24 protein-coding genes are annotated in these 23,643 nt (G+C 72.9%); 4 read left to right on the plus strand and 20 right to left on the minus strand.

Going from position 1 to position 23,643, the window contains the following annotated elements:
* Positions 1 to 2: 2 nt before the first annotated feature.
* The 4 genes from carA to pyrR all read right to left on the minus strand — a co-directional run bounded on the left by carA (position 3) and on the right by pyrR (position 3,717).
* On the minus strand, positions 3 to 1,178 hold the full coding sequence (gene carA / locus ACIRPK_RS01750; RefSeq protein WP_403031451.1) for a glutamine-hydrolyzing carbamoyl-phosphate synthase small subunit: 1,176 nt from the start codon (positions 1,176 to 1,178) through the stop codon (positions 3 to 5).
* Entirely contained in the window at positions 1,175 to 1,684 is a 510-nt protein-coding gene (locus ACIRPK_RS01755; RefSeq protein ID WP_403032697.1) for a hypothetical protein, read from the minus strand. Before ACIRPK_RS01755 ends, carA begins: the two co-directional genes overlap by 4 nt.
* A 50-nt stretch (positions 1,685 to 1,734) precedes the next feature.
* Entirely contained in the window at positions 1,735 to 3,039 is a 1,305-nt protein-coding gene (locus ACIRPK_RS01760; protein WP_403031454.1) for a dihydroorotase, read from the minus strand.
* A gap of 69 nt (positions 3,040 to 3,108) precedes the next feature.
* Positions 3,109 to 3,717 (minus strand): bifunctional pyr operon transcriptional regulator/uracil phosphoribosyltransferase PyrR, encoded by a 609-nt coding sequence (gene pyrR / locus ACIRPK_RS01765; RefSeq protein ID WP_403031457.1) that lies wholly within the window; start codon positions 3,715 to 3,717, stop codon positions 3,109 to 3,111.
* 316 nt (positions 3,718 to 4,033) lie between these two features.
* Here pyrR and ACIRPK_RS01770 point away from each other — a divergent pair, with 316 nt between their 5' ends.
* Positions 4,034 to 4,537, plus strand: a complete 504-nt coding sequence (locus tag ACIRPK_RS01770; RefSeq protein WP_350646173.1) for a transcriptional regulator — start codon at positions 4,034 to 4,036, stop codon at positions 4,535 to 4,537.
* Positions 4,538 to 4,609: 72 nt separating this feature from the next.
* On the opposite strand, the gene ACIRPK_RS01775 is transcribed toward ACIRPK_RS01770, so the two are convergent.
* Positions 4,610 to 5,476: a hypothetical protein gene (locus ACIRPK_RS01775; protein WP_403031460.1), complete on the minus strand. Its 867-nt coding sequence runs from the start codon at positions 5,474 to 5,476 to the stop codon at positions 4,610 to 4,612.
* Positions 5,477 to 5,682: 206 nt separating this feature from the next.
* Here ACIRPK_RS01775 and ACIRPK_RS01780 point away from each other — a divergent pair, with 206 nt between their 5' ends.
* A complete protein-coding gene (locus tag ACIRPK_RS01780; RefSeq protein ID WP_403031463.1) occupies positions 5,683 to 6,549 on the plus strand; it encodes a hypothetical protein in 867 nt (288 codons plus the stop codon).
* A 64-nt stretch (positions 6,550 to 6,613) separates the two neighbouring features.
* On the opposite strand, the gene ACIRPK_RS01785 is transcribed toward ACIRPK_RS01780, so the two are convergent.
* From ACIRPK_RS01785 to ACIRPK_RS01805, 5 genes are all read right to left on the minus strand, one after another.
* Complete coding sequence (locus ACIRPK_RS01785; RefSeq protein WP_403031466.1) at positions 6,614 to 7,432, minus strand: thioesterase family protein; 819 nt, start codon at positions 7,430 to 7,432, stop codon at positions 6,614 to 6,616.
* Positions 7,433 to 7,560: 128 nt separating this feature from the next.
* On the minus strand, positions 7,561 to 8,001 hold the full coding sequence (gene nusB / locus ACIRPK_RS01790; RefSeq protein WP_057228136.1) for a transcription antitermination factor NusB: 441 nt from the start codon (positions 7,999 to 8,001) through the stop codon (positions 7,561 to 7,563).
* 2 nt (positions 8,002 to 8,003) lie between these two features.
* Positions 8,004 to 8,567 carry an elongation factor P gene (efp, locus tag ACIRPK_RS01795; protein WP_403031469.1) on the minus strand — a complete coding sequence of 188 codons (564 nt, stop codon included), beginning with the start codon at positions 8,565 to 8,567 and terminating at the stop codon, positions 8,004 to 8,006.
* A gap of 72 nt (positions 8,568 to 8,639) precedes the next feature.
* Entirely contained in the window at positions 8,640 to 9,752 is a 1,113-nt protein-coding gene (locus ACIRPK_RS01800) for a M24 family metallopeptidase (RefSeq protein ID WP_403031472.1), read from the minus strand.
* 9 nt (positions 9,753 to 9,761) lie between these two features.
* Positions 9,762 to 10,667 carry a winged helix-turn-helix transcriptional regulator gene (locus tag ACIRPK_RS01805; protein ID WP_403031475.1) on the minus strand — a complete coding sequence of 302 codons (906 nt, stop codon included), beginning with the start codon at positions 10,665 to 10,667 and terminating at the stop codon, positions 9,762 to 9,764.
* A gap of 82 nt (positions 10,668 to 10,749) precedes the next feature.
* Between ACIRPK_RS01805 and ACIRPK_RS01810 the strand changes: the two genes are divergently transcribed.
* Together ACIRPK_RS01810 and ACIRPK_RS01815 are read left to right on the plus strand one after the other, a co-directional pair.
* Positions 10,750 to 11,946, plus strand: coding sequence for an MFS transporter (locus ACIRPK_RS01810; protein ID WP_403031478.1), 1,197 nt, complete (start codon positions 10,750 to 10,752; stop codon positions 11,944 to 11,946).
* Between the two features lie 65 nt (positions 11,947 to 12,011).
* Positions 12,012 to 13,019, plus strand: a complete 1,008-nt coding sequence (locus tag ACIRPK_RS01815; RefSeq protein WP_403031480.1) for a helix-turn-helix domain-containing protein — start codon at positions 12,012 to 12,014, stop codon at positions 13,017 to 13,019.
* Positions 13,020 to 13,025: 6 nt separating this feature from the next.
* Here the strand turns inward: ACIRPK_RS01815 and ACIRPK_RS01820 are convergent, their stop codons facing one another.
* The 10 genes from ACIRPK_RS01820 to mltG (ACIRPK_RS01865) all read right to left on the minus strand — a co-directional run bounded on the left by ACIRPK_RS01820 (position 13,026) and on the right by mltG (ACIRPK_RS01865) (position 23,621).
* Positions 13,026 to 14,669: a peptide-N4-asparagine amidase gene (locus ACIRPK_RS01820; protein ID WP_403031482.1), complete on the minus strand. Its 1,644-nt coding sequence runs from the start codon at positions 14,667 to 14,669 to the stop codon at positions 13,026 to 13,028.
* A gap of 125 nt (positions 14,670 to 14,794) precedes the next feature.
* The gene (locus ACIRPK_RS01825; protein WP_403031485.1) at positions 14,795 to 15,604 is read right to left on the minus strand and encodes an Fpg/Nei family DNA glycosylase; all 810 of its coding nucleotides are present in this window, start codon (positions 15,602 to 15,604) and stop codon (positions 14,795 to 14,797) included.
* A 67-nt stretch (positions 15,605 to 15,671) separates the two neighbouring features.
* A complete protein-coding gene (locus ACIRPK_RS01830) occupies positions 15,672 to 16,400 on the minus strand; it encodes an AAA family ATPase (protein WP_403031488.1) in 729 nt (242 codons plus the stop codon).
* A 41-nt stretch (positions 16,401 to 16,441) separates the two neighbouring features.
* Positions 16,442 to 16,882: a type II 3-dehydroquinate dehydratase gene (aroQ, locus tag ACIRPK_RS01835; protein WP_403031491.1), complete on the minus strand. Its 441-nt coding sequence runs from the start codon at positions 16,880 to 16,882 to the stop codon at positions 16,442 to 16,444.
* The gene (gene aroB / locus ACIRPK_RS01840; RefSeq protein ID WP_403031493.1) at positions 16,879 to 17,967 is read right to left on the minus strand and encodes a 3-dehydroquinate synthase; all 1,089 of its coding nucleotides are present in this window, start codon (positions 17,965 to 17,967) and stop codon (positions 16,879 to 16,881) included. Before aroB ends, aroQ begins: the two co-directional genes overlap by 4 nt.
* Positions 17,964 to 18,479 carry a shikimate kinase gene (locus ACIRPK_RS01845; RefSeq protein WP_403031496.1) on the minus strand — a complete coding sequence of 172 codons (516 nt, stop codon included), beginning with the start codon at positions 18,477 to 18,479 and terminating at the stop codon, positions 17,964 to 17,966. The genes aroB and ACIRPK_RS01845 overlap by 4 nt, the downstream gene beginning before the upstream one ends.
* Positions 18,476 to 19,660 (minus strand): chorismate synthase, encoded by a 1,185-nt coding sequence (gene aroC / locus ACIRPK_RS01850; protein WP_403031499.1) that lies wholly within the window; start codon positions 19,658 to 19,660, stop codon positions 18,476 to 18,478. The genes ACIRPK_RS01845 and aroC overlap by 4 nt, the downstream gene beginning before the upstream one ends.
* Positions 19,661 to 19,776: 116 nt before the next feature.
* The gene (locus tag ACIRPK_RS01855) at positions 19,777 to 20,616 is read right to left on the minus strand and encodes a shikimate dehydrogenase (protein WP_403031502.1); all 840 of its coding nucleotides are present in this window, start codon (positions 20,614 to 20,616) and stop codon (positions 19,777 to 19,779) included.
* Positions 20,617 to 20,638: 22 nt separating this feature from the next.
* Entirely contained in the window at positions 20,639 to 22,315 is a 1,677-nt protein-coding gene (mltG, locus tag ACIRPK_RS01860) for an endolytic transglycosylase MltG (protein WP_403031505.1), read from the minus strand.
* Positions 22,316 to 22,427: 112 nt separating this feature from the next.
* Positions 22,428 to 23,621: an endolytic transglycosylase MltG gene (mltG, locus tag ACIRPK_RS01865; protein WP_403031508.1), complete on the minus strand. Its 1,194-nt coding sequence runs from the start codon at positions 23,619 to 23,621 to the stop codon at positions 22,428 to 22,430.
* Between the last annotated feature and the right edge of the window lie 22 nt (positions 23,622 to 23,643).

Below are 23,643 nucleotides of genomic sequence, written 5' to 3' on the forward strand. Positions count from 1 at the left end.
GGTCAGCTCCCTGCGGTGGTGCGGGCCGGGGCGCCGGCCATCAGGTCGACAAAGCGATCGAACAGGTAGGCGGCGTCGTGCGGACCGGCCGCCGCCTCCGGGTGGTACTGGACCGAGAACGCCGGGGTGTCCAGGCACTGGAGGCCCTCGACCACGTCGTCGTTCAGGCAGACGTGGGAGACCTCGGCGCGACCGAACGGGGTGTCACTCACCCGGTCCAGCGGCGCCTCCACGGCGAAGCCGTGGTTGTGCGCGGTGACCTCGACCTTGCCGGTGGTGCGGTCCTGCACCGGCTGGTTGATGCCGCGGTGGCCGTACTTGAGCTTGTAGGTGCCGAAGCCCAGCGCGCGGCCGAGGATCTGGTTGCCGAAGCAGATGCCGAAGAACGGCGTCTTCTTCGCCAGCACCTCGCGGGCGACCGCGACCTGGTGGTCGGCGGTGGCCGGGTCACCGGGGCCGTTCGAGAAGAACACCCCGTCCGGGCTCACCGCGTAGAGCTCCTCGACCGTGGAGTTGGCCGGGAAGACGTGCACCTCGATGCCGCGCTCCGCCATCCGGTGCGGGGTCATGCCCTTGATGCCCAGGTCCAGCGCCGCGACGGTGTACTTCTTCGTGCCGATCGCCGGGACGACGTAGGTCTCCTTGGTGGCGACCTCGGCGCACAGGTCGGCGCCCTTCATCTCGGGCGCGCTGTTGACCCGGGCCAGCAGCTCGGCCTCGTCCGCCAGCGCGGGGCCGGAGAAGATCCCGACCCGCATCGCCCCGCGCTCGCGCAGGTGCCGGGTGAGCGCCCGGGTGTCGATGCCGCTGATGCCGACGACGCCCTGGTTGGTCAGCTCCTCGTCCAGCGAGCGCTTCGAGCGCCAGTTGGACGCGATCCGGGAGGGGTCACGGACCACGTAACCGGCCACCCAGATCTGCTTCGACTCGTCGTCCTCGTCGTTCCAGCCGGTGTTGCCGATCTGAGGCGCCGTCATGACGACCACCTGACGGTGGTACGAGGGGTCGGTCAGGGTCTCCTGGTAGCCGGACATGCCGGTGTTGAAGACCGCCTCGCCGAAGGTCTCGCCGACCGCGCCGTACGCCTGGCCGCGGAAGGTGCGGCCGTCCTCCAGGACGAGTACGGCGGGCACTCGCTCCCGCCTGTGGCGCTCGGTGGTGGGGGCAGGTGCGGTCATGAGATGGCCTCTTCCGTCTTCTTCTTCGTCTTCGTCGTACGTCGTGTCACCAGGGCTTCGACCGCCTCGACCCAGGCGGTGTGCCCGGCCGAGCGGTCGGCCCGGAAGCCGGAGTCCAGCGCGGTCCCCTGGTTCTCCCAGGTGACCACCAGCAGTCCGCCGGGGACGACCTTGCCCGCGATGCCGGAGTCGGTGCGGGCCGCCGTCAGGCTCTCGGCCGGGATCCAGAAGTCCACGTCACCGGGGCGCCGGACCAGCAGGCCCCGCTCGGTGAGGGTCAGTTCGGCCAGGCTGCGGGTGCCCAGGCCGTGCGCGACGACCCGGTCCAGCCAGTTCCCGGCGGTGGTGGTGCCGTGGTAGCGGCCGGAGCCCGCCAGCAGCGCGGGGCCCGGGTCGGCGGGCAGCTCGGGCAGCGGCGGCAGCTCGGACTGCAGGGTGCGGCGCCAGTTCCAGCCCTGCCGCATCAGCCAGTAGACCAGCCCGACCAGGATCGCCAGCCCGACCATCCAGCCGAGGTAGCCGGACCAGTCGGTGATCCGGGCCTTCTCCTGCGCGATCACTTCGCCCCGCCCAGCTCGGCGAGCTCGCCGGCCAGCACGGTGGCCTCGCCGCGCAGGAAGGTGGCGTGCACCCGTCCTGGCAGTTCGAGGCCCTTGAACGGGGTGTTACGGCTACGGGTGGCGAAGGTGTCGGCAGTCACGGTCCCACGGTAACCGGGATCGAAGAGCACCAGGTTGGCAGGCTCGCCGACCGAGACGGGACGCCCCTGGCCGGTCAGCCGGCCGATCCGGGCCGGGCGGTGCGACATCCGGTCCGCGACGCCCTCCCAGTTCAGCAGGCCGGTCTCGACCATGGTCTCCTGCACCACCGAGAGCGCGGTCTCCAGACCGACCATGCCCATCGCGGCGACCGCCCAGGCGCAGTCCTTGTCGGCGTCCAGGTGCGGCGCGTGGTCGGTGGCCACCGCGTCGATGGTGCCGTCGGCCAGCGCGGCGCGCAGCGCCAGCACGTCCTCCTGGGTGCGCAGCGGCGGGTTCACCTTGAACACGGCGTCCTCGGTGCGGACCCGCTCGTCGGTGAGCAGCAGGTGGTGCGGCGTCACCTCGGCGGTGACGTCCCAGCCCTGGGCCTTGGCCCAGCGGACGATCTCCACCGAGCCCTTGGTCGACAGGTGGCAGACGTGCAGCCGGGCCCCGAGGTGCGAGGCGAGCAGCACGTCCCGGGCGATGATCGCCTCCTCCGCGACGGCGGGCCAGCCGGGCAGGCCGAGCTCGGCGGAGACGGTGCCCTCGTTCAGCTGGGCGCCCTCGGTCAGCCGGGGCTCCTGCGCGTGCTGGGCCACCACGCCGTCGACGGTCTTCACGTACTCCAGTGCGGCCCGCATCAGCGCGGCGTCGTCCACGCACTTGCCGTCGTCCGAGAAGACCTTCACTCCGGCGGCCGAACGGTGCATGCCGTCCAGCTCGGCCAGCTCCTTGCCCTCCAGGCCGACCGTGACGGCACCGACCGGGTGCACGTCGCAGTAGCCGGAGTCCTTGCCGAGCTGGTGGACCAGCTCGACCACGGCGGGGTTGTCGGCGGTCGGGGTGGTGTTGGCCATCGCGTGCACGGCGGTGTAGCCGCCCTTGGCGGCGGCCTGAGTGCCCGTCAGGACGGTCTCGGCGTCCTCCTTGCCGGGCTGGCGCAGGTGGGTGTGCAGGTCCACCAGGCCGGGCAGCACGATCAGGCCGCGGGCGTCGATGTCGACGTCGGCCTCGACGGTCAGGCCGGTGCCGATCTCGGCGACGACACCGTCGGCGAGGAACAGGTCCTGCGGGGCGCCGCCGAGGATCTGGGCGTTACGGATCAGGTAGCTGGTCACAGCTGTACTCCGGAGGTCGGTGCGGGGGTGGCGGGCATCGCGGACGGGCGCTCGGGGCGCCGACGGCCGCTACTCCCCGGAGCGCTGGGGGGCGAGGGCCTGCGAGGAGCGGGCCGCGTAGTCGCGGTCCCCGACCAGGACGGCGTCCCGGCCGTCCACGTCGGAGAGCTGCACCTGGACCGCCTCGCGCAGCGAGGTCGGCAGGTTCTTGCCCACGTAGTCGGCCCGGATCGGCAGCTCGCGGTGGCCGCGGTCGACCAGCACGGCCAGCTGCACGGCGCGCGGGCGGCCGATGTCGCCGAGCGCGTCCAGCGCGGCCCGGATGGTGCGGCCGGAGAACAGCACGTCGTCGACCAGGACCACCAGCTTGCCCTCGATCCCGCCGGGCGGGATCTCGGTGTGCTCGGCCGCGCGGGCCGGCTTCAGTTGGAGGTCGTCCCGGTACATCGTGATGTCCAGGGTGCCGAGCGGTATGTCGCGGCCGGTGATCTGCGCCAGCTTGGCGTGCAGCCGGCGGGCGAGGTGCACCCCGCGGGTGTGGATGCCGAGCAGGACGACGTCCTCCGCGCCCTTGGCGCGCTCGACGATCTCGTGGGCGATCCGGGTGATCACCCGGGCCACGTCGGTGGCGTCCAGCACCTGGTGCGGTGGACGCGCGGTCTCGAGGTGTGCGGTCATGCCGAAGCCGACCTCCTTCCCCGCCTCACTGGACGGGCTTTAAAGGATGTCTGTGGACGGCGCCCGGTCGCGCCGGAAGCCATCGTCATCCTAACAGCGCGGCCACCGCCGCCCGCCGCCCCGACCTGCGGGTGTCGTTCGCACGACTGCCCCATTCGGCTTGACGCAACTACCTCACTCTACGTAACCTCACAGTGAGTTACGAGACGGCCGCCGAACCCATCGGTAACGCGGCCGGAAACCGCGGCTGAACCACTCGCTGCTCGTGACCCACCACTCAACGCGAAACGCGAAGCAATCTCGTCCGGGGAGACCAATGTCCAGCGACTACGCGAAGCAGCTCGGGGCCAAGCTCCGGGCGATCCGCACTCAGCAGGGGCTCTCCCTGCACGGCGTCGAGGAGAAGTCCCAGGGGCGCTGGAAGGCCGTGGTGGTCGGCTCGTACGAGCGTGGGGACCGCGCGGTCACGGTGCAGCGCCTCGCCGAGCTCGCCGAGTTCTACGGCGTGCCGGTGCAGGAGCTGCTGCCCGGCGGTACGCCCGGTGGCGCGGCCGAGCCGCCGCCGCGCCTGGTGCTCGACCTGGAGAGACTGACCCAGGTCCCGTCCGAGAAGGCCGGCCCGCTCCAGCGCTACGCGGCCACCATCCAGAGCCAGCGCGGGGACTACAACGGCAAGGTGCTGTCGATCCGCCAGGACGACCTGCGGACGCTGGCCGTGATCTACGACCAGTCCCCCTCGATCCTCACCGAGCAGCTGATCAGCTGGGGCGTGCTGAACCCGGACGCGCGCCGCGCAGTGCGCGACGAGGACGCCAACTGACCTGACGCCAGATGCAGAAACGTCACGGCGGGGCGGGTCACAGTCACCCACCCCGCCGTCGGCCGTTCCCCATCAGCAGACCGAGCCGAGGCTGAACCCCGGCTCCGCCTCGACCCCCGCCAGCCGCGCGGTGGCCGGCCGGTACCCGGCCCCACCGCTCTGCCAGGCCCAGGCCACCTGCCGGTACTCACCGCAGGCCCCCGCCGACCCCTGCGTCCCGTGCAGCAGCGCTGCACCGGGCAGCTCCCGGTAGAGCCCGGCGCAGAGCACCGCGACCACCAGGTCGATGTCCTCGTCGTTGATCCGCACCACGCCGTCCTCCCAGTGCAGGATCCTGGCCTCGGCGGTCAGCCGTCCCCCGGGCCCCTCCACCGCGCACCGGAACTGGTACGTCCCCGCCCCGGCCCCCACCAGCATCCGCCGGAACAGCTCGGCCGCCGACTGGTACGCCCGCTTCACCGCCGGGTCGGTCTCCTCGTCCGCCTCGAACAGCCCGCCGTCCACCAGCAGATCCGCATGGCGCAGCGTCAGACCGCTCTCCCTGGCCCGGATCAGACGGGGGATGAAGTCACCCGTCAGCTCCTCCCCCTGGTAGGGCAGCAGCTGGGTCTGCAGCGCCGGGTTGACCAGGTACCGGTCCCGCGCGACCGGCTCCGCCGGGTCGAGCCCGTGCAGCAGGCAGAAGTCCGCGAAGTCCTCCGGGTGGAACATCCGGGCCTGCACCAACCCGAAGGTCCGCCGCGCCTCGTCCAGCAGCACGGCGGTGTCCAGCAGGTAGCCGTCGTAGTCGGCCGCCTCGGCCAGCTGCCATTCCCGCGCCCGCTCGAAGTCCGCCCGGCTGGTCAGGATGCCCGTCACGAACGCCTGCCCCTCCTGCCGGGCCGACCGGCCGGCGGCGGTGCAGCGGGAGGAACGGGGGGTGCGGCCGTTGCGGCTCATCGGGGGCTCCTGGGGGTGGAGGGGTGCTTGCCCCTCTACCTCCCCGTCCACCGGATCCGCACACGCACCAGGTGTCACAGGACTGTAACTGACGGTGAGATCCGGGCAACGGCGCCATCACCGTTGCGACTCGATCCGCCGACGGACCGGTCCCGGAGCCGCACCGCACCCCCACGATGAGGACAACGGCTCACGGGGGTGGCGGGATGGAACTACGGACCTTGATCCGGCGGGTGACCCTGGGGGTCGCGGTGGTTGGTTCGGTGGCCGTCGGACTGTTCTGGTGGGCACTGTTGTCCCTGCCCGGGCACGCCGAGCCACCCGACGTCACGGCGATGGCGAACGCACCGGCGACCCGCGCCGCCGACCAGGCGGCCGCGGAGCTGACGGACAGCCAACTCGGCCTGCTGCAGGCACGGACGCCCTGGGCCGAGCAGCTCGGCAGCTCCGCCGCCGACGTGTGCTTCTCCCAGTCCCGGTCGGGTTCTTTCGGCAGCGGCGAGCACTGGGACCCGGTGACCTGCCGACGGGCCGGCACCAGCTACCTCGCCTTCGACGGCGAGATCTGGCAGCGCCTGGACGACCTCGACCGCACGGTGGCGGCGCTGGGCTGGACGCCCGACGGCGGCGCCTGGCTGACCGATGCGGACCGGCACCTGCAGGCACCGGACAGCCCGGTCCACCCGGCCGCCACGGAGTCGGCCTACCCCCGGAAGGTCCCGGTCCGGCTGTACCTGTCCTACACCCGGATGCACACCGGGCCCCTCACCCTGACCATCGACGTCCTGGAGCTCCCGGCCGCCCCGGCCACCGCGGGCGGTCGGGGCAGCTGGGCCGACGCCCGCTCCCCGGGCGGCCTGCCGTACCGGAACGACAGCTCCGCCCGGGCCGTCTACTTCACCTGGCGGCCCGTCGACCCGAGCGCCCTGCTCGGGTCGACGCCGCACCACTACGTCGCCGCCTTCAGCTTCGACGCCAAGTACTACGTCGAGCCGTCCGCGCACTCCGCCGCACCTTCGGCTCCACCGGCAGGCGCACCGGCGTGCCACAGCGGGAGCGGGCGCTGCAACTGATCTGCGGGAGTCCAGGCGGGACGATCCGGCGTCGCGCGCCCGGCAGGATCCGCCGGACCCGGCCCTAAGCGCGCGGCGCCCGGGCCAGCTGGCGCGACTGGGCGACCAGGCGCCCGGTGGAGTCCCACACCTCGGCGTCCTCCTCGAAGTAACCGCCGGCCAGGTTGCGGGTGGCGTGCACGACCCGGAGCCAGCCGGCCGCGGGGCGGGCCCGCAGATGGACCGTCAGTTCGATGGTGGGGGCCCAGCCGGGCAGGCCGAGGTCGAAGGTGACCGGGGGGAGGGCGTCGGCGACCAGCAGGAGCGAGAGCGGGTCGGGCTCGCGGCCGTCGGCGAGCTTGAACCAGCCCTGGATCCGGCCGTTCCCGGAGGGTTGGCCCAGTGCCCAGCCGATGGTGGCCGGGTCCAGCCGGAGGTCGAACCGCTCCAGCAGGGCGGCCTGCTCGATCAGCTGCGGCGGCGCGTGCTCGACTCCGACGCACTGCTCGACCGGCGGCAGCCGCGGCGGCTCGGCACTGGTCCGCACCTCGCCCTGGTGGGTCTCCAGGTCCCCGTACGTGGCGAGCACCCGCAGCCGCTCCTCGCCGTCCTGGAACAGCGAGGCGGTGGCGGTCGAGAGCGAACGCCCGCGCCGCACCGACTCGGTCCGCACCTCCACCGGCCCCGGGTGCGAGGCGGAGAGGTAGTAGCCGCTGACCGAGACCGGGTCGGGGTGTTCGGGGTGCTCCAGCGACAGCGCGTGGCCCGCAACCGCGAGCAGCAGGCCGCCGTTGACCCCGCCGCCGATCTGCCAGCCCTCGCCGAGCTCGCCCCGGTAGCGGCCGGGAGCGTCCGGACTGAGGGCGATGCCCTGGTCGAACTCGCTGCGCGTCGCGGTGGTCATGGGTGGAGCCGCCCTCTCGCCAAAAAGAGTTACCCGTCGGTAGCCAAACATACGTCAGCTCCCCCGCCCGACGGAACACGAAAATGCCGCCGACCCCACACGGGGGGCGGCGGCATCTCGACGGGGCGTCAGTCGCGACGGATGGTCGGCTTGAGCTCCAGGAAGCGGGCGAGCAGACCGTTCACGAAGGCCGGGGAGTCGTCCGTGGAGTACTCCTTGGCGATCTCGACGGCCTCGTCCAGGACGACCGCGTCCGGGACGCCGTCCTCCCAGATCAGCTCGTAGGTGCCGAGGCGCAGGACGTTGCGGTCCGCGATCGGCATCCGGTCCAGCGTCCAGCCCACCGCGTAGGTGGAGATCAGGTCGTCGATCTTCCGGGCGTGCTGGACGTACCCCTCGATCAACTGCATGGTGTACTCGGCCACCTGCGGGATGCCCTCGTCCGGCTTGGGCTCGCGCGAGCGCGCGATCCAGTCGGCGAGCACCCGCTGCGGGTCGACACCACGGTGGTCGGCCTCGAAGAGGATCTGGAAGGCCCGCGTGCGGGCCTTGGTGCGCGCAGCTGACACGGTTACTTGACCCGGCCCAGGTAGCTGCCGTCGCGGGTGTCGACCTTGATCTTCTCACCGGTGACGATGAAGAGCGGGACGCCGATCTCGGCGCCGGTCTCCAGGGTGGCCGGCTTGGAGCCGCCGGTGGAGCGGTCGCCCTGCACACCGGGCTCGGTGTGCGAGATGACGAGCTCGACCGAGGCCGGGAGCTCGATGTAGATGGCAGCGCCCTCGTACATCGCGACCAGGGCCTCGAAGCCCTCCAGCAGGTACTTGGCGGCGTCGCCGACGACCTCGGGGCCGACCATGATCTGGTCGTAGGTGTCCGTGTCCATGAACACGAACTGCTCGCCGTCCTTGTACGAGAACTGCATGCCGCGCTTGTCGACATTGGCGGTCTCGACCTTGGTGCCGGCGTTGAAGGTCTTGTCGACGACCTTGCCGGTCAGGACCTCCTTGAGCTTCGTGCGCACGAAGGCCGGGCCCTTACCGGGCTTGACGTGCTGGAACTCGACGACGGACCACAGCTTGCCGCCGTCCAGCTTGAGAACCATGCCGTTCTTGAGATCGTTCGTGGAAGCCACGGGCGCACTTACTCCTGGATATAGCTGTCAAGGAACCAAGGGATTGCGCGGACCGCGGCCGCCCGGGGGCGACTACAGCGCGAGGAGCTCCTTGGTAGTGATGGTGAGCAGCTCGGGACCACCCTCTTCGAGGGGACGGACCACGAGCGTGTCCTCGATCCGGACCCCGCCCTTCCCCGGGATGTGCACCCCTGGGCCGACGGTGACCGGCACGCGATTATCCAGTTTACCCATGTCCGCGGGCCCGAGACGCGGCGCCTCCCGGATCTCCAGGCCGATGCCGTGGCCGAGCGGGTGCGCCGAGCTCTCGGTGTGCCCTCCGGACTGGAGGATCTCGCGGGCCGCCTGGTCGGGTACGTGCTGCGGAACGCCGGGGCCGAGCGCCTCCCTGGCGGCCCGCTGGGCCCGGAACACCAGGCGGTGCAGCTCCACCTGCCAGGGCGCCGGGGCGGCGCCGATCACGAAGGTCCGGGCGGTGGAGACGCCGTAGCCCCGGTACTGGGCACCGAGCACCACGGTGAGGAAATCACCCTCCTCGACCCGGCGGTCGGTGGGCAGGTGGAACTCTTGGCCGGAGTGGCTGCCGGTGCCGACCGAGACCGGAAAGGCGGCCCGGTCCGCGCCGTGGTCGATCATGCGGCGCTCCAGCTCCATCGCGAGATGGCGCTCGGTCCGGCCGACCAGGATCGACTCCAGCAGCTCGCCCAGCGCCTGGTCGGCGATCTCGGCGGCGATCCGCAGGTCGGCGATCTCGTGCTCGTCCTTGACCACGCGCAGCTGTTCGACGGCCCGGGCCAGGTCGCTCAGGTGGACGCCCTCGGCCTGCCCGGCGACCCCCCGGTGCCGACTGACCGTCAGGTCGTGCTCCTCGACCGCGAGGTCCCGCACCCCCAGCCGGCCCGCGGCCTCGGCGGCAGCCAGCGCGGTGTCGCCGCCCTCGGCCACCGGCAGCCGGGCCACCTCGGGGTCGTCGGGCAGCAGGTGCTCGCCGGTGTCGTCCGGCGGCAGGTCGTCGGGGAGCGCCAGCACGGCGCGCTCCCGGGTGAGCAGCAGAGTGGCTCCGCAGGGGGCGCAGCCGGTGAGGTAGCGGACGTTCGCTGCGCGGGTGATCAGCGCGGCGTCGGCCCCGGAGGCACTGCAGTGTGCCCTCAGCCGCTCGCGCCGTGCCGCGTATGCCTCAACCATGCCCCGAGCCTAAGAACCCGCAGGCGAAGCCGCCTCCTGAGCGCACCCGATGGGGCCGGAGACGGCGCGCAGGGCGGCGTCGACACTGTCGAGGATGTCCGGCACGGGGTACATCACCTGCCGGATCACCCGGTCCGGGCCGATCACCAGGGTGAGGCGCTTGAGCCGGGTGGTGCCGCCGGCCCGGACGGTGGGCAGGCGCAGGGCGGCGGTGAGCTCCAGGCCGGCGTCGGAGAGCAGCGGGAAGTCCAGGCCCTCCGCCGCCGCGAAGGCGCGCTGCTCGTCGGTGCGCTGGGTGGAGACGCCGTGCACGGTGGCGCCGACGGCGGCGAACTCGGCCAGCCGGGCCTGGTAGCTGCGGGACTCGAGCGTGCAGCCGGCCGCCCCGGGCACGGTGCCCCAGCCCGGCGGGTAGGACTCCGGACGGACGAAGGCGCCGGGGAAGCAGTACAGGACGGTGCGGCCGGCCACCGGGTCGCGGAGCTGCCCGGTGGTGTCGGCGAGCAGCAGCTCGGGCACCCGGGTCCCGAGCAGGGCGTGCACCCGCTCGGCCTCCTGCGAGCCCGGGTCAGCGGTGGCGGTGGTCTCGCCGGGGCCGAGCAGCCAGGTGTCGCCCCAGTCCTGGAGCGCGACCAGCACCGGCAGCAGGGCCCGGCCGCGCGGCGTGAGCCGGTACTCGTACCGGGGCGGCCGGTCCTGGTAGGGCTCGCGGGCCAGCACCTCGGCGTCCACCAGCAGGTGCAGACGCTCCGTCAGGACCTTGCGGGACAGCCCGAGTTCGTGCTGCAGCAGGTCGAAGCGGTGCAGTCCGCGGGCCACGTCCCGCAGGATCAGCAGCGTCCAGGCGTCGCCGACCACGTCCAGCGACCGGGCGATGGCGCAGTTGTCGTCGCCCGGTCCACCCCGTCTTGGCATCCGTCCTCCCGCTCTCGCGTTGACCTCAAGCCTCCCATGCTGACATAGTCAGTTTCCTAAAGGAACTCACTAGGGGGCGTGCGTGCGTCAGGTGCCGAGAACGGTCTGGCTGCTGTCGGCCGGGATCTTCGCGAACATGGTGGTCTCCTTCACCTTCGTCTACCTGTTCGTCCATCTGACCGGCGAACGCGGCCTGAGCGTCGCCTCGGCCGGGCTGGTCGCGGGGGTCGGCGGGGTCGGGCTGATCGCGGGGAACTTCACCGGCGGCTGGTTCGGCGACCACTTCGGTCACCGCCGCACCCTGCTGGCCGCCTCGGTGGTGTCCGGCCTCGGGCTGCTGACCCTGACCGCGCTGCCCACCCCCGCCCTGCTGGTGGTGCTGCCGCTCTGCCAGTACGCCGCCGGGGCCGTCCGGGCCGCCAACTCGACCCTGGTGGCGGCCGCCGTCCCGCCCGGCGCGCGGCGCCAGGGCATCGCGGTGATGCGCTTCGCCGGGAACGCCGGCTTCACCGTCGGGCCACCGCTCGGGGCGCTGGTCGCCGCCCGGTTCTCGTACGGCTGGCTGTTCGTGGCCGACGGCGTCGGCACCCTGCTGTTCGCCGCGTACGCCGCCAAGGTGCTGAAGGCCGACCCGAGCCCGGCCGAGCGGGCAGCCGTGGCGGTCGGCGGCCCCGGCGTGTGGCGGTCGCTGCGGGACCGGCCCGCGCTGCTGGTGCTGCTGCCCGCGATCGTGCTGATCGACACCGTCTACCGGCAGCAGTACTCCACCCTGCCGGTCTTCCTGGCCGACCACGGCATCGGCACCGGCACCTACGGCGCGCTGATGGCGATCAACGGCGGCGTGATCCTCTGCCTGGAGCTGCCCGCCGCCGTGGCCCTGCGCCACCGGGCCCCGCTGCGGATCGTCGGCGGCGGCCTGCTGCTGGTCGGCCTCGGGTACGCGGCGCTGCTGCCGGGCGCCTTCCTCTGCGCCGCGGTGGCGATGATGGTGCTGCTCACCACGGGCGAGATCCTCTACAAGACCCCGGCCACCGCGTACGTGGCGGACTGCGCGCCCGGTCACCTGCAGGGCCGGTTCCAGAGCCTGTACGCCGGGGCCTCGGTCAGCGGCACGGTGCTCGCCCCGGTGCTCGGCGGCGCCGTCTACCAGGCCGCGCCGGGGCTGCTCTGGCCGCTCTGCGCCGGGCTCGGGCTGCTCGCGGGCACCGCCGTCCTGCTGGCCGCCGCACCCGCGCGCGGACGGAGCCGGGCCGGGCTGCCGGGCGGCGCGGCCGCCTGAGCCGCTGACGCCCGGTCACCGGGCGGGCGGCGGGCTGACCTGCCCGGTGTCCCTATAGTTGCGGGATGGCACGCACTGTACGCACCGTATCCAAGACCACCTCGTTCGACCTGACCGCCGCCGAGCGCTCCGCACTGGAGGGGCTGGCGCAGCGGCCCACCGCGATGGGGATGCGGGCCAAGATCGTGCTCGCCTCCGCCGGGCAGGGCAAGGCCGCGAAGCCGGTCCCGGTGGACACCGTGCTGACCGAGCTGAACGCCTCCCGCGACTCGATCAACAAGTGGCGCAAGCGCTTCCTGACCGAGCGCCTGGCCGGGCTCTCCGAGGAGCTCAGGTCCGGCGGCCCGCGCACCATGACGGACGAGCAGATCGCCAAGGTGATCGCCGAGACGCTGGGCCGCAAGCCCCGGCTCGGCACCCAGTGGTCGGCCCGTGAGCTGGCCGAGCGGGCCGGGGTCTCGCAGCAGACCGTGACCAAGGTCTGGCGCGCCTTCGACCTGGCCCCGCAGCGCACCGAGGCCGTCACGCTGGCCACCGACCCGCTGGCGCTGGACCGCGCCCACGACCTGGTCGGCCTCTACCTCGCCCCGCCGGAGCGGGCCCTGGTGGTCTGCGTGGACGAGAACCGGCACAGCGCCACCGGCTACGCGGGCAACCCCGACCGGAGCCTGGCCGAGGTGCTCGAACTGACCGACGGTCAGGTGGTCGGCTCGCTGCACCGCCGGCACCGGGCGGTGGAGTTCCGCAAGTTCCTGGACGACCTGGACGCCGCCGTCCCGGCCGGCCTCCAGGTCCACCTGATCTGCGACAGCTACGCCACCCACAAGGCGCCGACGGTCAAGAACTGGCTGCTCGCCCACCCGCGCTTCCAGTTGCACTTCACCGGCACCGGCCCGGCCTGGACCGAGCTGGCCGCCCGCTGGCTCGCCGCAGTGCGCAGCACCGACACGGCGCTGGCGCAGCAGGTGCGGGACTGGACCGGCACGCTCGGCGCGCCGGAGGAGGCGGCGGAGGCGGAGTCCTTCGCCTGGACCAAGGACACCACGGCGATCCGGCAGGCTCTGGGCGGCTGACGTCGCTCACTTCACCAGCCACCCGTCGCGGGTGGTGAGGGTGCGCGCGTACGGGCCGTCCGGGCCGGTGCTGCGGTAGGTCTCGACCGAACCGCCGGTGCGGACGGTCGCGTCGCCGTCGTGCCGGTGGGCGGTCGGGGCGTAGCTGTGGTCCACCGTGCTCCGGCGGCCGTCCTCGACCGCGGTGCGCTGCAGGCCGAGCACCATCTCGGTGCGCTGGTCGGTACTGCCCGCGGCGGCCGTGTACCGGTAGCGGACGTCCAGCGGCGCGCTCTCCCGGACCGAGTCGGTGACCGGCCGGCCGCCGCCCCGGCGGGTGCTGACGGTGCTCTGGTCGGTGCGGTTGTGCAGCGTCAGGTCGGCGCCGCCGTCCCGCAGTTGCTGGCCGGAGCGGAAGGTCCGGTCGCTGCTGACCGTGCTGCCGACCCGGCCGTGCGAGGTCTGCACCCACCCCTCGGCCAGGTCGTGCCGGGCCGCGGTGACCGTCCAGTCGCCGCTGCCGTCGCCGAGGTCGGTGAGCTCGGTGCGCACGGTCGCCTCGGCGGCGACCTGGTGCCGGGTCAGGGCGCCGGAGGTCCTGGCGCTGCCGTGGTCGACGGTGGCGAACAGGTTGAGCTGGCCGGTCCAGGCGTCGTTGCTCTGCCGCTCGGCCGCGTTGACGGTCAGTGCGACGGTGTGCGGGCGGCCGTCCAGCAGGAGGCCGACGTACGGGGTCAGGTCGACCTGGTAGGCGGGCAGGTCGAAGGCGAAGATGCCCGGGGTGGGCCGCCAGAGCAGCGGGTCCCAGCCGCCGGTGTAGATCACCGGGTAGGGCCAGACCGCCCCGGCCGTCCGGCCGTCCACGGCCAGCCGCAGCTCCCGGAACGGGCCCTGGCCGCAGTACCCCCGGCCCGGGTTGGCCCGGACGAACTCCTCCGGCGCGGCGGCGTAGGCGAACTCCTCGCAGGCACCGCCGCCGCGTGCGTACACCTCCGCGGTCAGCCGCTCCAGGTTGCGCGGGAAGGTGAACTCCCGGGCGCTGCCCGGGTGCGCCTGGTCCAGCGTGAACCCGCCGGCGGTGAGCACCCGGTCGGCGGTGCGGGCGGCCGGCCAGCGCGCCGAGGCGGTGTAGAAGGTGAAGGTCGCGGAGATCACGAAGACCCCGGTGTAGGTGGCGTCGGTGACGTTGGGCAGGTCGAACTCGAACGGCTGAGCACCCGTCAGCACCGGTGCGTACCGGGTCACGTCGTGCTCCACCCGCCACTCGATGCCGTCCTGGGAGGGCTCCGGCGTGGAGGACATCAGCACCTCGACCCCGCCCACCCGGACGGTGAACAGCCGGTCGAACTGCCGCCCGGCGACGCTGCCGTGCAGGTCGAGGACCACCTTGGACCAGGGCCCGGCGCAGTCGGCCGGCGGGGCGAGCGAGCCGCTGTACGGGGTGTCGGCCGGGCTGCCGTAGCCGTTCCTGAAGGCCCGCTCGTGCATCACCTCGACCGTGCAGGACCGGGTGTCCGGCCTGGTCAGCGGCTGTGCGGCGGAGACCGGGTCCTGGTAGTCGGTACCGAAGTCGGCGTGCGCGGGGCCGCCTCCGGCCAGGACGGCCGCGAGGGCCAGTACGGCGGCGCCGAGGGCACGGGCCGCTCGGCGCAGTACGGGACGGGCGGGCAACGCGGCCTCCGGGGCTGGGGGTTCCGACAGTGCTCGGCATCCTCCCGACACTGAACTGAACCTGTCAATAGCGCCGTTGGCCTCCGGGAATCAACGGAACGGGCCGCTGGGAGCACGGCGACCGGTCAGCGCTGCTGGCAGCGCGGGCACCAGAAGAGGTTGCGGGCGGCGTGGTTCTCCGTCCGCACCTCGGTGCCGCAGACCAGGCAGGGCAGCGCGGCCCGCCGGTAGACGTAGACCTCGCCGCCGTGGTCGTCCACCCGGGGCGGACGCCCCATCGCCTCGGGGGTGTGCTCCGGGCGGACGGTGTCGATCCGGCCGAGGCCCGCGCCCTCGTGCATCAGGGCCACCAGGTCGGCCCAGATCGCGTCCCACTCGGCCCGGGTCAGCTCCCGGCCCGGGCGGTGCGGGTCGATGCCGAGCCGGAACAGCACCTCGGCCCGGTACACGTTGCCGACGCCCGCCAGCACCTTCTGGTCCATCAGCAGGGCGGCGATCGTGGTCCGGCTCCGGGAGATCCGCTCCCAGGCCGGGCCCGGGTCGCTGCCGGGGCGCAGCGGGTCGGGCCCGAGCCGGGCGTGGATCGCCGACTTCTCGGCCCCCGTGAGCAGTTCGCAGGTGTTCGGGCCGCGCAGGTCGGCGTACGACTCCGCGCTCTCCAGCCGGAGCCGGATCAGCCCGACCGGGGCGGGGGCCGGGCCCGTGCCGAAGCTGAAGCCGCCGTAGAGACCGAGGTGGATGTGCAGCCAGGCTCCGGCCTCGAAGCCGAGGAACAGGTGCTTGCCGTGCGCCTCGGCCTCGGTGAGCACCTGACCGTCGACCAGGGCGGCGCCCTCGGCGAACCGGCCCTGCGGGCTGGAGACCCGGAGCGGGCGGTGCGCGAACGCCTTCGCGTTCTCGGTGGCGAGGCGGTGGATGATGTGGCCCTCGGGCAAGGCTGCTCCCCCTTGGAGATCCGGCTACCCGACCATCATCGCAGCTGGGGCCGACAGTCCGGCTGCGTCAGCGGCCCGCCAGCCGGCCTGCTATCACCTGGTCCAGGGCGGCCGCGGTGCTCGGGACGTCGAGGTGCGAGTTGTCGATGATCGGCAGCCCGGAGTTGTACCAGCCGGCCATCCGGCCGTGGATCCGGGCCACCTCCTCGTCGCTCAGGCGACGGGTACCGCTCCGGCGGGCGTTCCTGGCCAGCACCGAGTCGAGGCCGGGCAGCAGCACCACCGGGATCATGCCGGGGCCGATGTGCCGCTTCCAGCCGCCCAGGCCGACGGCCGGCAGGTCGGGGAAGACCGCGTCGTCGATGATGCAGGAGATGCCGTTGGCCAGGTAGTTCCGGCAGGCGAAGCCGCAGGTGCGGCGGGCCAGCCGGTACTGCGCCTCGGAGGCGTTGTTCCAGCCGGACTGCGGGTTGGCGAAGCCGGACTGCACCCACTCCCGGACGTCGTCCAGGCTGATGTGCGCGGTCGCGGTCGGGCGGCGCTCGGCCCAGTGCCTGGCCACCGTGGTCTTGCCCGCCCCGGCGGGGCCGATCAGCAGCACCGCGACGGTGAGGGCGGGGGCCTGCGGCGGCGGCAGCTGCACCGGCGCGCCGGTCGGCAGGGCGAAGTGACCGGTGGCGGCCTGCGGCGGGTACGGCGGCCGGGCCGGATAACCCGGCGGCACCTGACCTCCCCCTGCGTGCGTCACTGAGCACCTCCCGACGGGGACACTACACGTCGGCCCGGTGGCGGGCACAGCCCGCCACCGGCCAAATGATCAGTACCGCTGACCGGTCGTCAGCCCGCGCTGAGCTGCTCGGCGAGCGCCCGGAGCGCCAACTCGTAGCTGCCGATCCCGAATCCGGCGATGGTCCCGGAGGCCACCGAGGCGATCACCGAGTTGTGCCGGAACGTCTCCCGGGCGTACGGGTTGGAGATGTGCACCTCGATCAGCGGCGCGGTCCGCTGCGCGGCGGCGTCCCGCATCCCGTACGAGTAGTGCGTGAAGGCGCCCGGGTTGATCACCACGGGGGTCTTCTCGTCGGCGGCCCAGTGCAGCCACTCGATCATCTGCTGCTCGGAGTTGGTCTCCTTGACCTCCACCTCGAAGCCGAGCTCCGTGCCGAGCGCGGTGCAGCGCTCGACCAGCCCGGCGTACGAGGTGGCGCCGTAGACGTCCGGCTCCCGGCTGCCCAGCCGGCCCAGGTTGGGGCCGTTCAGCACCAGGACCCGGCTCACGCGGAGACCTCCGCGTAGGCGGCCACCAGGACCGTCGGGTCGGGGCCCTCCAGCACCGAGGTCTTGGCCAGACCGTCCAGCACGATGAAGCGCAGCAGGTCGCCGCGCGACTTCTTGTCGATCTTCATGGCGTCCAGCAGCTTCGGCCAGGCGTCCGCCCGGTAGGTCAGCGGCAGGCCGACCGAGCCGAGCACCGCGCGGTGCCGGTCGGCCGTCTCGTCGTCCAACCGCCCGGCCAGCCGGCCGAGTTCGGCGGCGAACACCATGCCGATGGAGATCGCGGCGCCGTGCCGCCACTTGTACCGCTCGTTGCGCTCGATCGCGTGGCCCAGGGTGTGGCCGTAGTTCAGGATCTCGCGGAGGCCGTTCTCCTTGAGGTCGCCGGAGACCACGTCCGCCTTGACCTGGATCGCCCGGCGGATCAGCTCCACCGTGTGCGGCCCGGCCGGCGTCTTCGCGCCCTCCGGGTCGGCCTCGATCAGGTCCAGGATCACCGGGTCGGCGATGAAGCCGCACTTGATCACCTCGGCCAGGCCGGAGACGTAGTCGTGCTCGGGCACGGTCTCCAGGGTGGCCAGGTCGGCCAGCACGCCCACCGGCGGGTGGAAGGCGCCGACCATGTTCTTGCCCTCGGCGATGTTGATGCCGGTCTTGCCGCCGACCGCCGCGTCCACCATGCCGAGCAGCGTGGTGGGCATCGACACCCAGCGCACCCCGCGCAGCCAGGTGGCCGCCACGAAGCCGGCCAGGTCGGTGGTGGCGCCGCCGCCCAGGCCGACGATCACGTCGCTGCGGGTGAAGCCGGTCTGCCCGAGCACCGACCAGCAGTACGCGGCCACCTCGGCGCTCTTCGCCTCCTCGGCGTTCGGCACCTGCAGCAGGATCGCGTCGTAGCCCTCGGCGGCCAGGTCCTCCCGGATCGCCTCGCCGGTGGCCTCCAGCGCCTCGGGGTGGATGATCGCCACCCGCTTGGCCCGGGTGCCGATCAACCGGCCCAGCTCGCCGAGCAGCTGACGGCCGATCAGCACGTCGTACGGGTCGTGCCCGGCACTGCCGCCGACGTGGATGGTGACGGTGTCGCTCATGCTGTCTTCAACTCCAGTGCTTCCAGTACGGCGTCCGCGACCTGCTCCGGCGAACGGCCCTCGGTGGCCACCACCGCGGCGGCCACCTCCAGGTAGAGCGGGCGGCGGGCCTCCATCAGCTCGCGCCAGGCCGCCCGGGGGTTCACCGCGAGCAGCGGGCGCGGGGCGTCCAGGCCGACCCGCTTGACCGCGTCGCCGAGCGCCACCTCCAGGAACACCACCGGGAGCCCGCGCAGCAGCTCCCGGGTCGGCTCCGCCAGCACGGCGCCGCCGCCGAGCGCGAGCACGCCCTCGTGCGCGGTGGCGGCCGCCTCGACGGCGCGCACCTCCAGCGCCCGGAAGTGCGGCTCACCCTCGTCGATGAAGATCTCCGGGATCGGCTTGCCCGCGAGCTGCTCGATGTCCTGGTCGGTGTCCCGGAAGGCGACGTCCAGCCGCTCGGCCAGCAGCCGGCCGACCGTGCTCTTGCCGGCCCCGGGCGGGCCGACCAGCACGACGAGCGGTGCGGTCATCGGACGATCAGGTTGTCGAGGTAGCCCTGCACGTTGCGGCGGGTCTCGGAAACGTTGTCGCCACCGAACTTCTCCGCCACCGCGTCGGCCAGCACCAGGGCCACCATCGCCTCGGCGACGATGCCCGCGGCCGGCACGGCGCAGACGTCCGAGCGCTGGTGGTGCGCCTTGGCGACCTCACCGGTGCGGACGTCCACGGTCTGCAGCGCGCGCGGCACGGTCGCGATCGGCTTCATCGCGGCCCGCACCCGGAGCAGCTCACCGGTGGACAGGCCGCCCTCGGTGCCGCCGGAGCGGCCGGAGGTCCGCTTGATGCCCTCGGTGCTCGGCACGATCTCGTCGTGCGCCTGCGAGCCGGGCACCCGGGCCAGCTCGAAGCCGTCGCCGACCTCGACGCCCTTGATCGCCTGAATGCCCATCAGCGCGGCGGCCAGCCGGGAGTCCAGCCGGCGGTCCCAGTGCACGTGCGAGCCGAGGCCCACCGGCACGCCGTACGCCAGCACCTCGACCACGCCACCCAGGGTGTCGCCGTCCTTGTGGGCCTGGTCGATCTCGGCGATCATCGCCTTCGACGCGTCCGGGTCCAGGCAGCGCACCGGGTCCTCGTCGAGGCGGGCCTCGTCCGAGGGCAGCGGCAGCACGCCGGCCGGGGCCTTGGCGGCGGCCAGCTCGACCACGTGCGAGACGATCTCGATGCCGCAGGTCGCCTTGAGGTAGGAGCGGGCCACCGCGCCGAGCGCGACCCGGGCCGCGGTCTCCCGGGCGGAGGCGCGCTCCAGGATCGGGCGGGCCTCGTCGATCGAGTACTTCTGCATCCCGGCCAGGTCGGCGTGGCCGGGGCGCGGGCGGGTCAGCGCCTCGTTCCTGGCCAGGCCCGCGAGGATCTCCGGGTCGACCGGGTCGGCCGACATGACCTGCTCCCACTTCGGCCACTCGGTGTTGCCGACCATCACGGCGACCGGGGAACCCATGGTCTCGCCGTGCCGGACGCCGCCGAGGAAGGTGACCTCGTCCTGTTCGAACTTCATCCGGGCGCCGCGGCCGTAACCGAGCCGCCGTCGGGCCAGCGCGTCGGCGACCAGCTCGGTGGTCACCGGCACTCCGGCCGGCAGGCCCTCCAGCGTCGCGACCAGTGCGGGGCCGTGCGACTCCCCCGCCGTGAGCCAGCGCAACGTACCCAACGGGAGCTCCTTCGTCAGCGGCCGGAAGGCCGGGCGTTCGTTCCCACGATCCTTTCACGTCCCGGGAGCCATCGGGCGCACGGTCCGCGTTGCGGACATGATCGGTCCGAACAGTGTCAGCTCGCGTCGGCCAGCGCGGCCTCGCCCGCCGCCCGCAGCGCGGCCAGCGGCCCCTCGGCCACGCCGGTGAAGTACTCGAACTGGAGCACCGCCTGATGCACCAACAGGTCGAGTCCGCCCAGCACGGTGGCGCCCTTCCCCTCGACGGCCGCCACCAGGGCGGTCGGCCACGGGTGGTAGAGCACGTCGAACAGCGCGCCGGGCGCGTCGGGGATCGCCGGGGCGAACGCGTCGGTGGCGCCGGCCGGGGTGGTCGACACGGTCAGCGGCGCGGCCAGCGCCTGCGCACCGTCCGCCCAGTCGGCGGTCCGCAGCTTCAGACCGAGCCGCTCGCCGAGCTCGCGCATCTCGGCGGCCCGCTCGACGCTGCGCACGTAGACGGTGACCTCGCCGGTGCAGACCTGGGCCAGTGCGGCCAGCGCCGAGGAGGCGGTCGCGCCCGCGCCGAGCACCGAGGCCGCCTCGACCGAGTCGATGCCGCGCTCGCGGAGCGCGTTCACCAGCCCGGGCACGTCGGTGTTGTCCCCACGCCGCCGGCCGTCCGCGCCGAACACCACCGTGTTCACCGCGTCCACGCTCAGCGCGGTCGGGCTGACCTCGTCCAGCAGCGGGAGGATCGCCCGCTTCAGCGGCATGGTCAGCGACAGCCCGGCCCACTCCGCCGGGTCGAGACCGGCGACGAACCCCGGCAGCCCGGCCTCGTCCACCTCGTGCCGCCCGTACTGCCAGTGCGTCAGCCCGAGCGCCGCGTACCCGGCCCGGTGCAGCACCGGGGAGAGCGAGTGCGCGATCGGCGAACCGAGCACCGCCGCCCGGTGGCGGGAGGTCACAGTCATGCCGTTCTCCTGTCGGCCCGGGCTACTTGCAGTGCCCGCGGCCCTTGTCGAAGCCCTGGTTGTGCGCGGTGCAGTACTCCTCGACGTTCTTCAGGTGCTCCGCGTAGGAGTCCGTGAAGCGGGTCTCCGTCGCAGACATCGCGATGAAGAACGCCACGTTGCCCGGGGTCGGGTTGAGCACCGCCTTGAGCGCGTCCTCCCCCGGGTTGGAGATCGGGGTGGGCGGCAGGCCCGTGTTCACGTAGGTGTTGAACTTGGTCGACCCGTCGTCGATCTCCTTCGACGTCAGCTTGGTGCGACCCAGGAAGTACTGCAGCGTGGTGTCCATGCCCAGCTTGTGCTGGGTGATGTCGGTGTTCAGCCGGTTGCTGATGACCCGGGCCATCTTGCCGAAGTCCGCCGAGTTGTTGCCCTCGGCCTGCAGGATGCTGGCCGCGATCAGCACGTCGTAGCCGCTCTTCAGACCGGCCTTCTGCGCCCCTGCGTCCAGGTTGAGCGCCTGGTAGTGCTGGATGGCGTTGGCGACCATCTGCTTGAGCAGGTCTTCCGGCTTCATGCCCTGGCTGATCGAGTACTTGGTCGGGTACAGGAAGCCCTCGATGTTGCCGCCGGAGTACGGCGGGAGGCCGAGGGTGGCGACCTGGGCCTTCGCCACGTTGGCGGTGGTGCCCTTGGCCAGCTTGAGCTTGTCGTCGATCAGGCCGTAGGTGACCGCGGCGGTCTTGCCCTCGGGCACGATCAGCGCGTCCCCGCCGGCCGAGTCGACCAGCAGCTTCACGGCCTCGTCGCCGGACATCTGGTGGTGCATGGTGAAGAAGCCCGGCTGGATCGTGTTGGCCTTGGAGTTCCTGGTGAAGGCCGAGGTGAAGGCTTCGACGCTCTTCACCACACCCGCGGCCAGCAGCGTCCGGCCCATCTGCTCGCCGGGGCCCGGCTTGATCTCGACCTGCACCGTGCCCGCACCGGCACCGGAGAAGTCCGGCGGCGGCCCGAAGTGGTCCTGGTAGAAGCCGTAACCCCACCAGCCGGCCCCGCCCACGCCGCCGAGCAGCACCAGCGCGACCACCAGGCAGGCGCCGCGGTTGCGGCGGCCGGACTTCTTGCCCTTCTCCTTGCGGTTGCGCTCGGCCGAACGGGAGTCGTCCTGGCCGCCGAAGAAGGACTCCTGCTCCGGCTCCTGGTTCGCCTCGGGCTCGTCGTCCACCCACGGCTCCGGCTCGGGCTCGACGACCACCGGCCGGGCCTGCGGCGCGTCCAGCGCGGCGGCCTCGGCCTCCCAGTCGATGCCGTCCGGGCCGGGCCCGGTGGGCTGCGGCGCGGCCGGCTGCGGGGGCTGGTTGTAGCCCTGCTGCGGCATCGGGCGGCGCGGCTGCTGCGGCTGCTGGACGTACTGCGGCGGCTGCTGCTGTTGCGGCTGGCCGTACTGCGGCTGCTGCGGGTAACCCGGCTGCTGCGGCTGGCCGTAGCCGCCGTACTGGCCCTGCTGCGGGTACCCGGGCTGCTGGGGCTGCACGTACTGCGGCTGCTGCGGCTGGCCGTACTGCGGCTGCTGCGGCTGCTGTTGCGGGAACCCCTGCTGGCCACCGCCGTACTGGTCCTGGGCGTACTGCGGCTGCTGCCACTGGTCGCCCGGGCCGGGATCGCCCGGCTGCCAAGGCCGCGTGCCCTGGGGCTGGTAGCCCCCGCCCAGATCAGTCATGGATCCCCTTAAGCCGATCCGGCAAGACGTCTCGAACCGGCGTGCTAGCGCAACGCCTGGAGGGAGACGTTACCGTACCGCAGCGCTCCCTCCGGCGGGCCCGGACGGACGGTCAGCGACCGTCCGCGCTGGGTGAGGAGGAGCGCGCGGCCTGCCGGGCGTTGAACTCGGCCACGTTCCGCTGGTGCTGGTCGAAGCTGTCGGTGAAGCGGGTGTCGCCCGGCCCTACGGTCACGAAGTACAGCCAGTCCCCCTCGGCCGGGTGCGCGGCGGCCTGGAGCGCGTCCCGCCCGGGGTTGGCGATCGGGGTCGGCGGCAGGCCCTGGTGCAGGTAGGTGTTGAACGGCGAGTCGAGCTTGGCGTCGCCCGCCGTGGTGGTCAGGGTCGACCGGTTCAGCGCGTAGTTGATGGTCGAGTCGAACTGCAGCGGCATCGACTTCTGCAGCCGGTTGTAGACCACCCTGGCCACCTTGGCCATGTCCTCGGGGTTGTCCGCCTCCCCCTGCACCAGGCTGGCCAGGGTGAGGATCTCGTACGGGCTGCGGCCGTACGCGTCGGCCGCCTCCGCCAGCCCGTCGGCGGTCTGCCGCTTGGCCGCCTGGGCCACCATCAGCTGGAGCAGCATCAGCGGGGTGGTCTCGCCGGTGACCGGGTAGGTGGCGGGGAAGAGGTAGCCCTCCGGGTTGCCCCGGGCCGCGTCCGGCAGGCCCAGCGCCCCGGCCTGCTGCCCGGCCACCCCCTTGGTGGTGCCCTCCGCGAGCCCGAGCTTCTGGTCGATCGCGGCGTAGACCTGCTCGGCCCGGCGGCCCTCGGGGATGGTCAGCGCGTTGGCGTTGGCCGGGTCCAGCAGCACGTTCAGCGCGGAGACGGCCGCCATCCGCAGCCGAAGCGTGTACGTGCCCGGCTGGATCCGGGTGCCCGCCGGACTCTTGGCCGCCGCCTCGGTGAAGGCCCGGACGCTGGCCACCACACCCTCCTTCTGCAGGGTCTGGCCGATCTGGGTCAGCGTCGCGCCCTGGACCACCGAGACCTGCACGCTGCCGGTGCCCGCCCCGGCGAAGTCCGCCGCCTTCTCCTGGCCGGACGGCCAGAGCAGGAAGGCCGCCAGCGCCGCCAGGCCGAGCACCCCGACCACGGCCAGCACGCTGAGGCAGCAGGCCAGGCCGCTGCGCAGCCGACGCGGGTCGGGCGGTTCGATCCCCGGCGCGTGCCCCGGCGGCAGCCCCTCGGGCTCGGCCACCGGCGCACCGAGGTGACCGGGCGTCAGTCCCGGGGTCAGACCGGGTGCGGTGTACGGATCGGTCATGGCCTCGTCCCCTCCGAATGCG

The organism is Kitasatospora sp. NPDC101801 (genome assembly GCF_044766665.1).
In the GTDB taxonomy this organism is placed as follows: domain Bacteria; phylum Actinomycetota; class Actinomycetes; order Streptomycetales; family Streptomycetaceae; genus Kitasatospora.

Coding starts and splice junctions, on each gene's coding strand:
- carA (WP_403031451.1), bottom strand. CDS start 1,178: ATGACCGCACCTGCCCCCACCACCGAGCGCCACAGGCGGGAGCGAGTG.
- ACIRPK_RS01755 (WP_403032697.1), bottom strand. CDS start 1,684: ATGGTCGGGCTGGCGATCCTGGTCGGGCTGGTCTACTGGCTGATGCGG.
- pyrR (WP_403031457.1), bottom strand. CDS start 3,717: ATGACCGCACACCTCGAGACCGCGCGTCCACCGCACCAGGTGCTGGAC.
- ACIRPK_RS01770 (WP_350646173.1), top strand. CDS start 4,034: ATGTCCAGCGACTACGCGAAGCAGCTCGGGGCCAAGCTCCGGGCGATC.
- ACIRPK_RS01775 (WP_403031460.1), bottom strand. CDS start 5,476: ATGAGCCGCAACGGCCGCACCCCCCGTTCCTCCCGCTGCACCGCCGCC.
- ACIRPK_RS01780 (WP_403031463.1), top strand. CDS start 5,683: ATGGAACTACGGACCTTGATCCGGCGGGTGACCCTGGGGGTCGCGGTG.
- ACIRPK_RS01785 (WP_403031466.1), bottom strand. CDS start 7,432: ATGACCACCGCGACGCGCAGCGAGTTCGACCAGGGCATCGCCCTCAGT.
- ACIRPK_RS01800 (WP_403031472.1), bottom strand. CDS start 9,752: ATGGTTGAGGCATACGCGGCACGGCGCGAGCGGCTGAGGGCACACTGC.
- ACIRPK_RS01805 (WP_403031475.1), bottom strand. CDS start 10,667: ATGCCAAGACGGGGTGGACCGGGCGACGACAACTGCGCCATCGCCCGG.
- ACIRPK_RS01815 (WP_403031480.1), top strand. CDS start 12,012: ATGGCACGCACTGTACGCACCGTATCCAAGACCACCTCGTTCGACCTG.
- aroB (WP_403031493.1), bottom strand. CDS start 17,967: ATGAGCGACACCGTCACCATCCACGTCGGCGGCAGTGCCGGGCACGAC.
- ACIRPK_RS01845 (WP_403031496.1), bottom strand. CDS start 18,479: ATGACCGCACCGCTCGTCGTGCTGGTCGGCCCGCCCGGGGCCGGCAAG.
- ACIRPK_RS01855 (WP_403031502.1), bottom strand. CDS start 20,616: ATGACTGTGACCTCCCGCCACCGGGCGGCGGTGCTCGGTTCGCCGATC.
- mltG (WP_403031505.1), bottom strand. CDS start 22,315: ATGACTGATCTGGGCGGGGGCTACCAGCCCCAGGGCACGCGGCCTTGG.
- mltG (WP_403031508.1), bottom strand. CDS start 23,621: ATGACCGATCCGTACACCGCACCCGGTCTGACCCCGGGACTGACGCCC.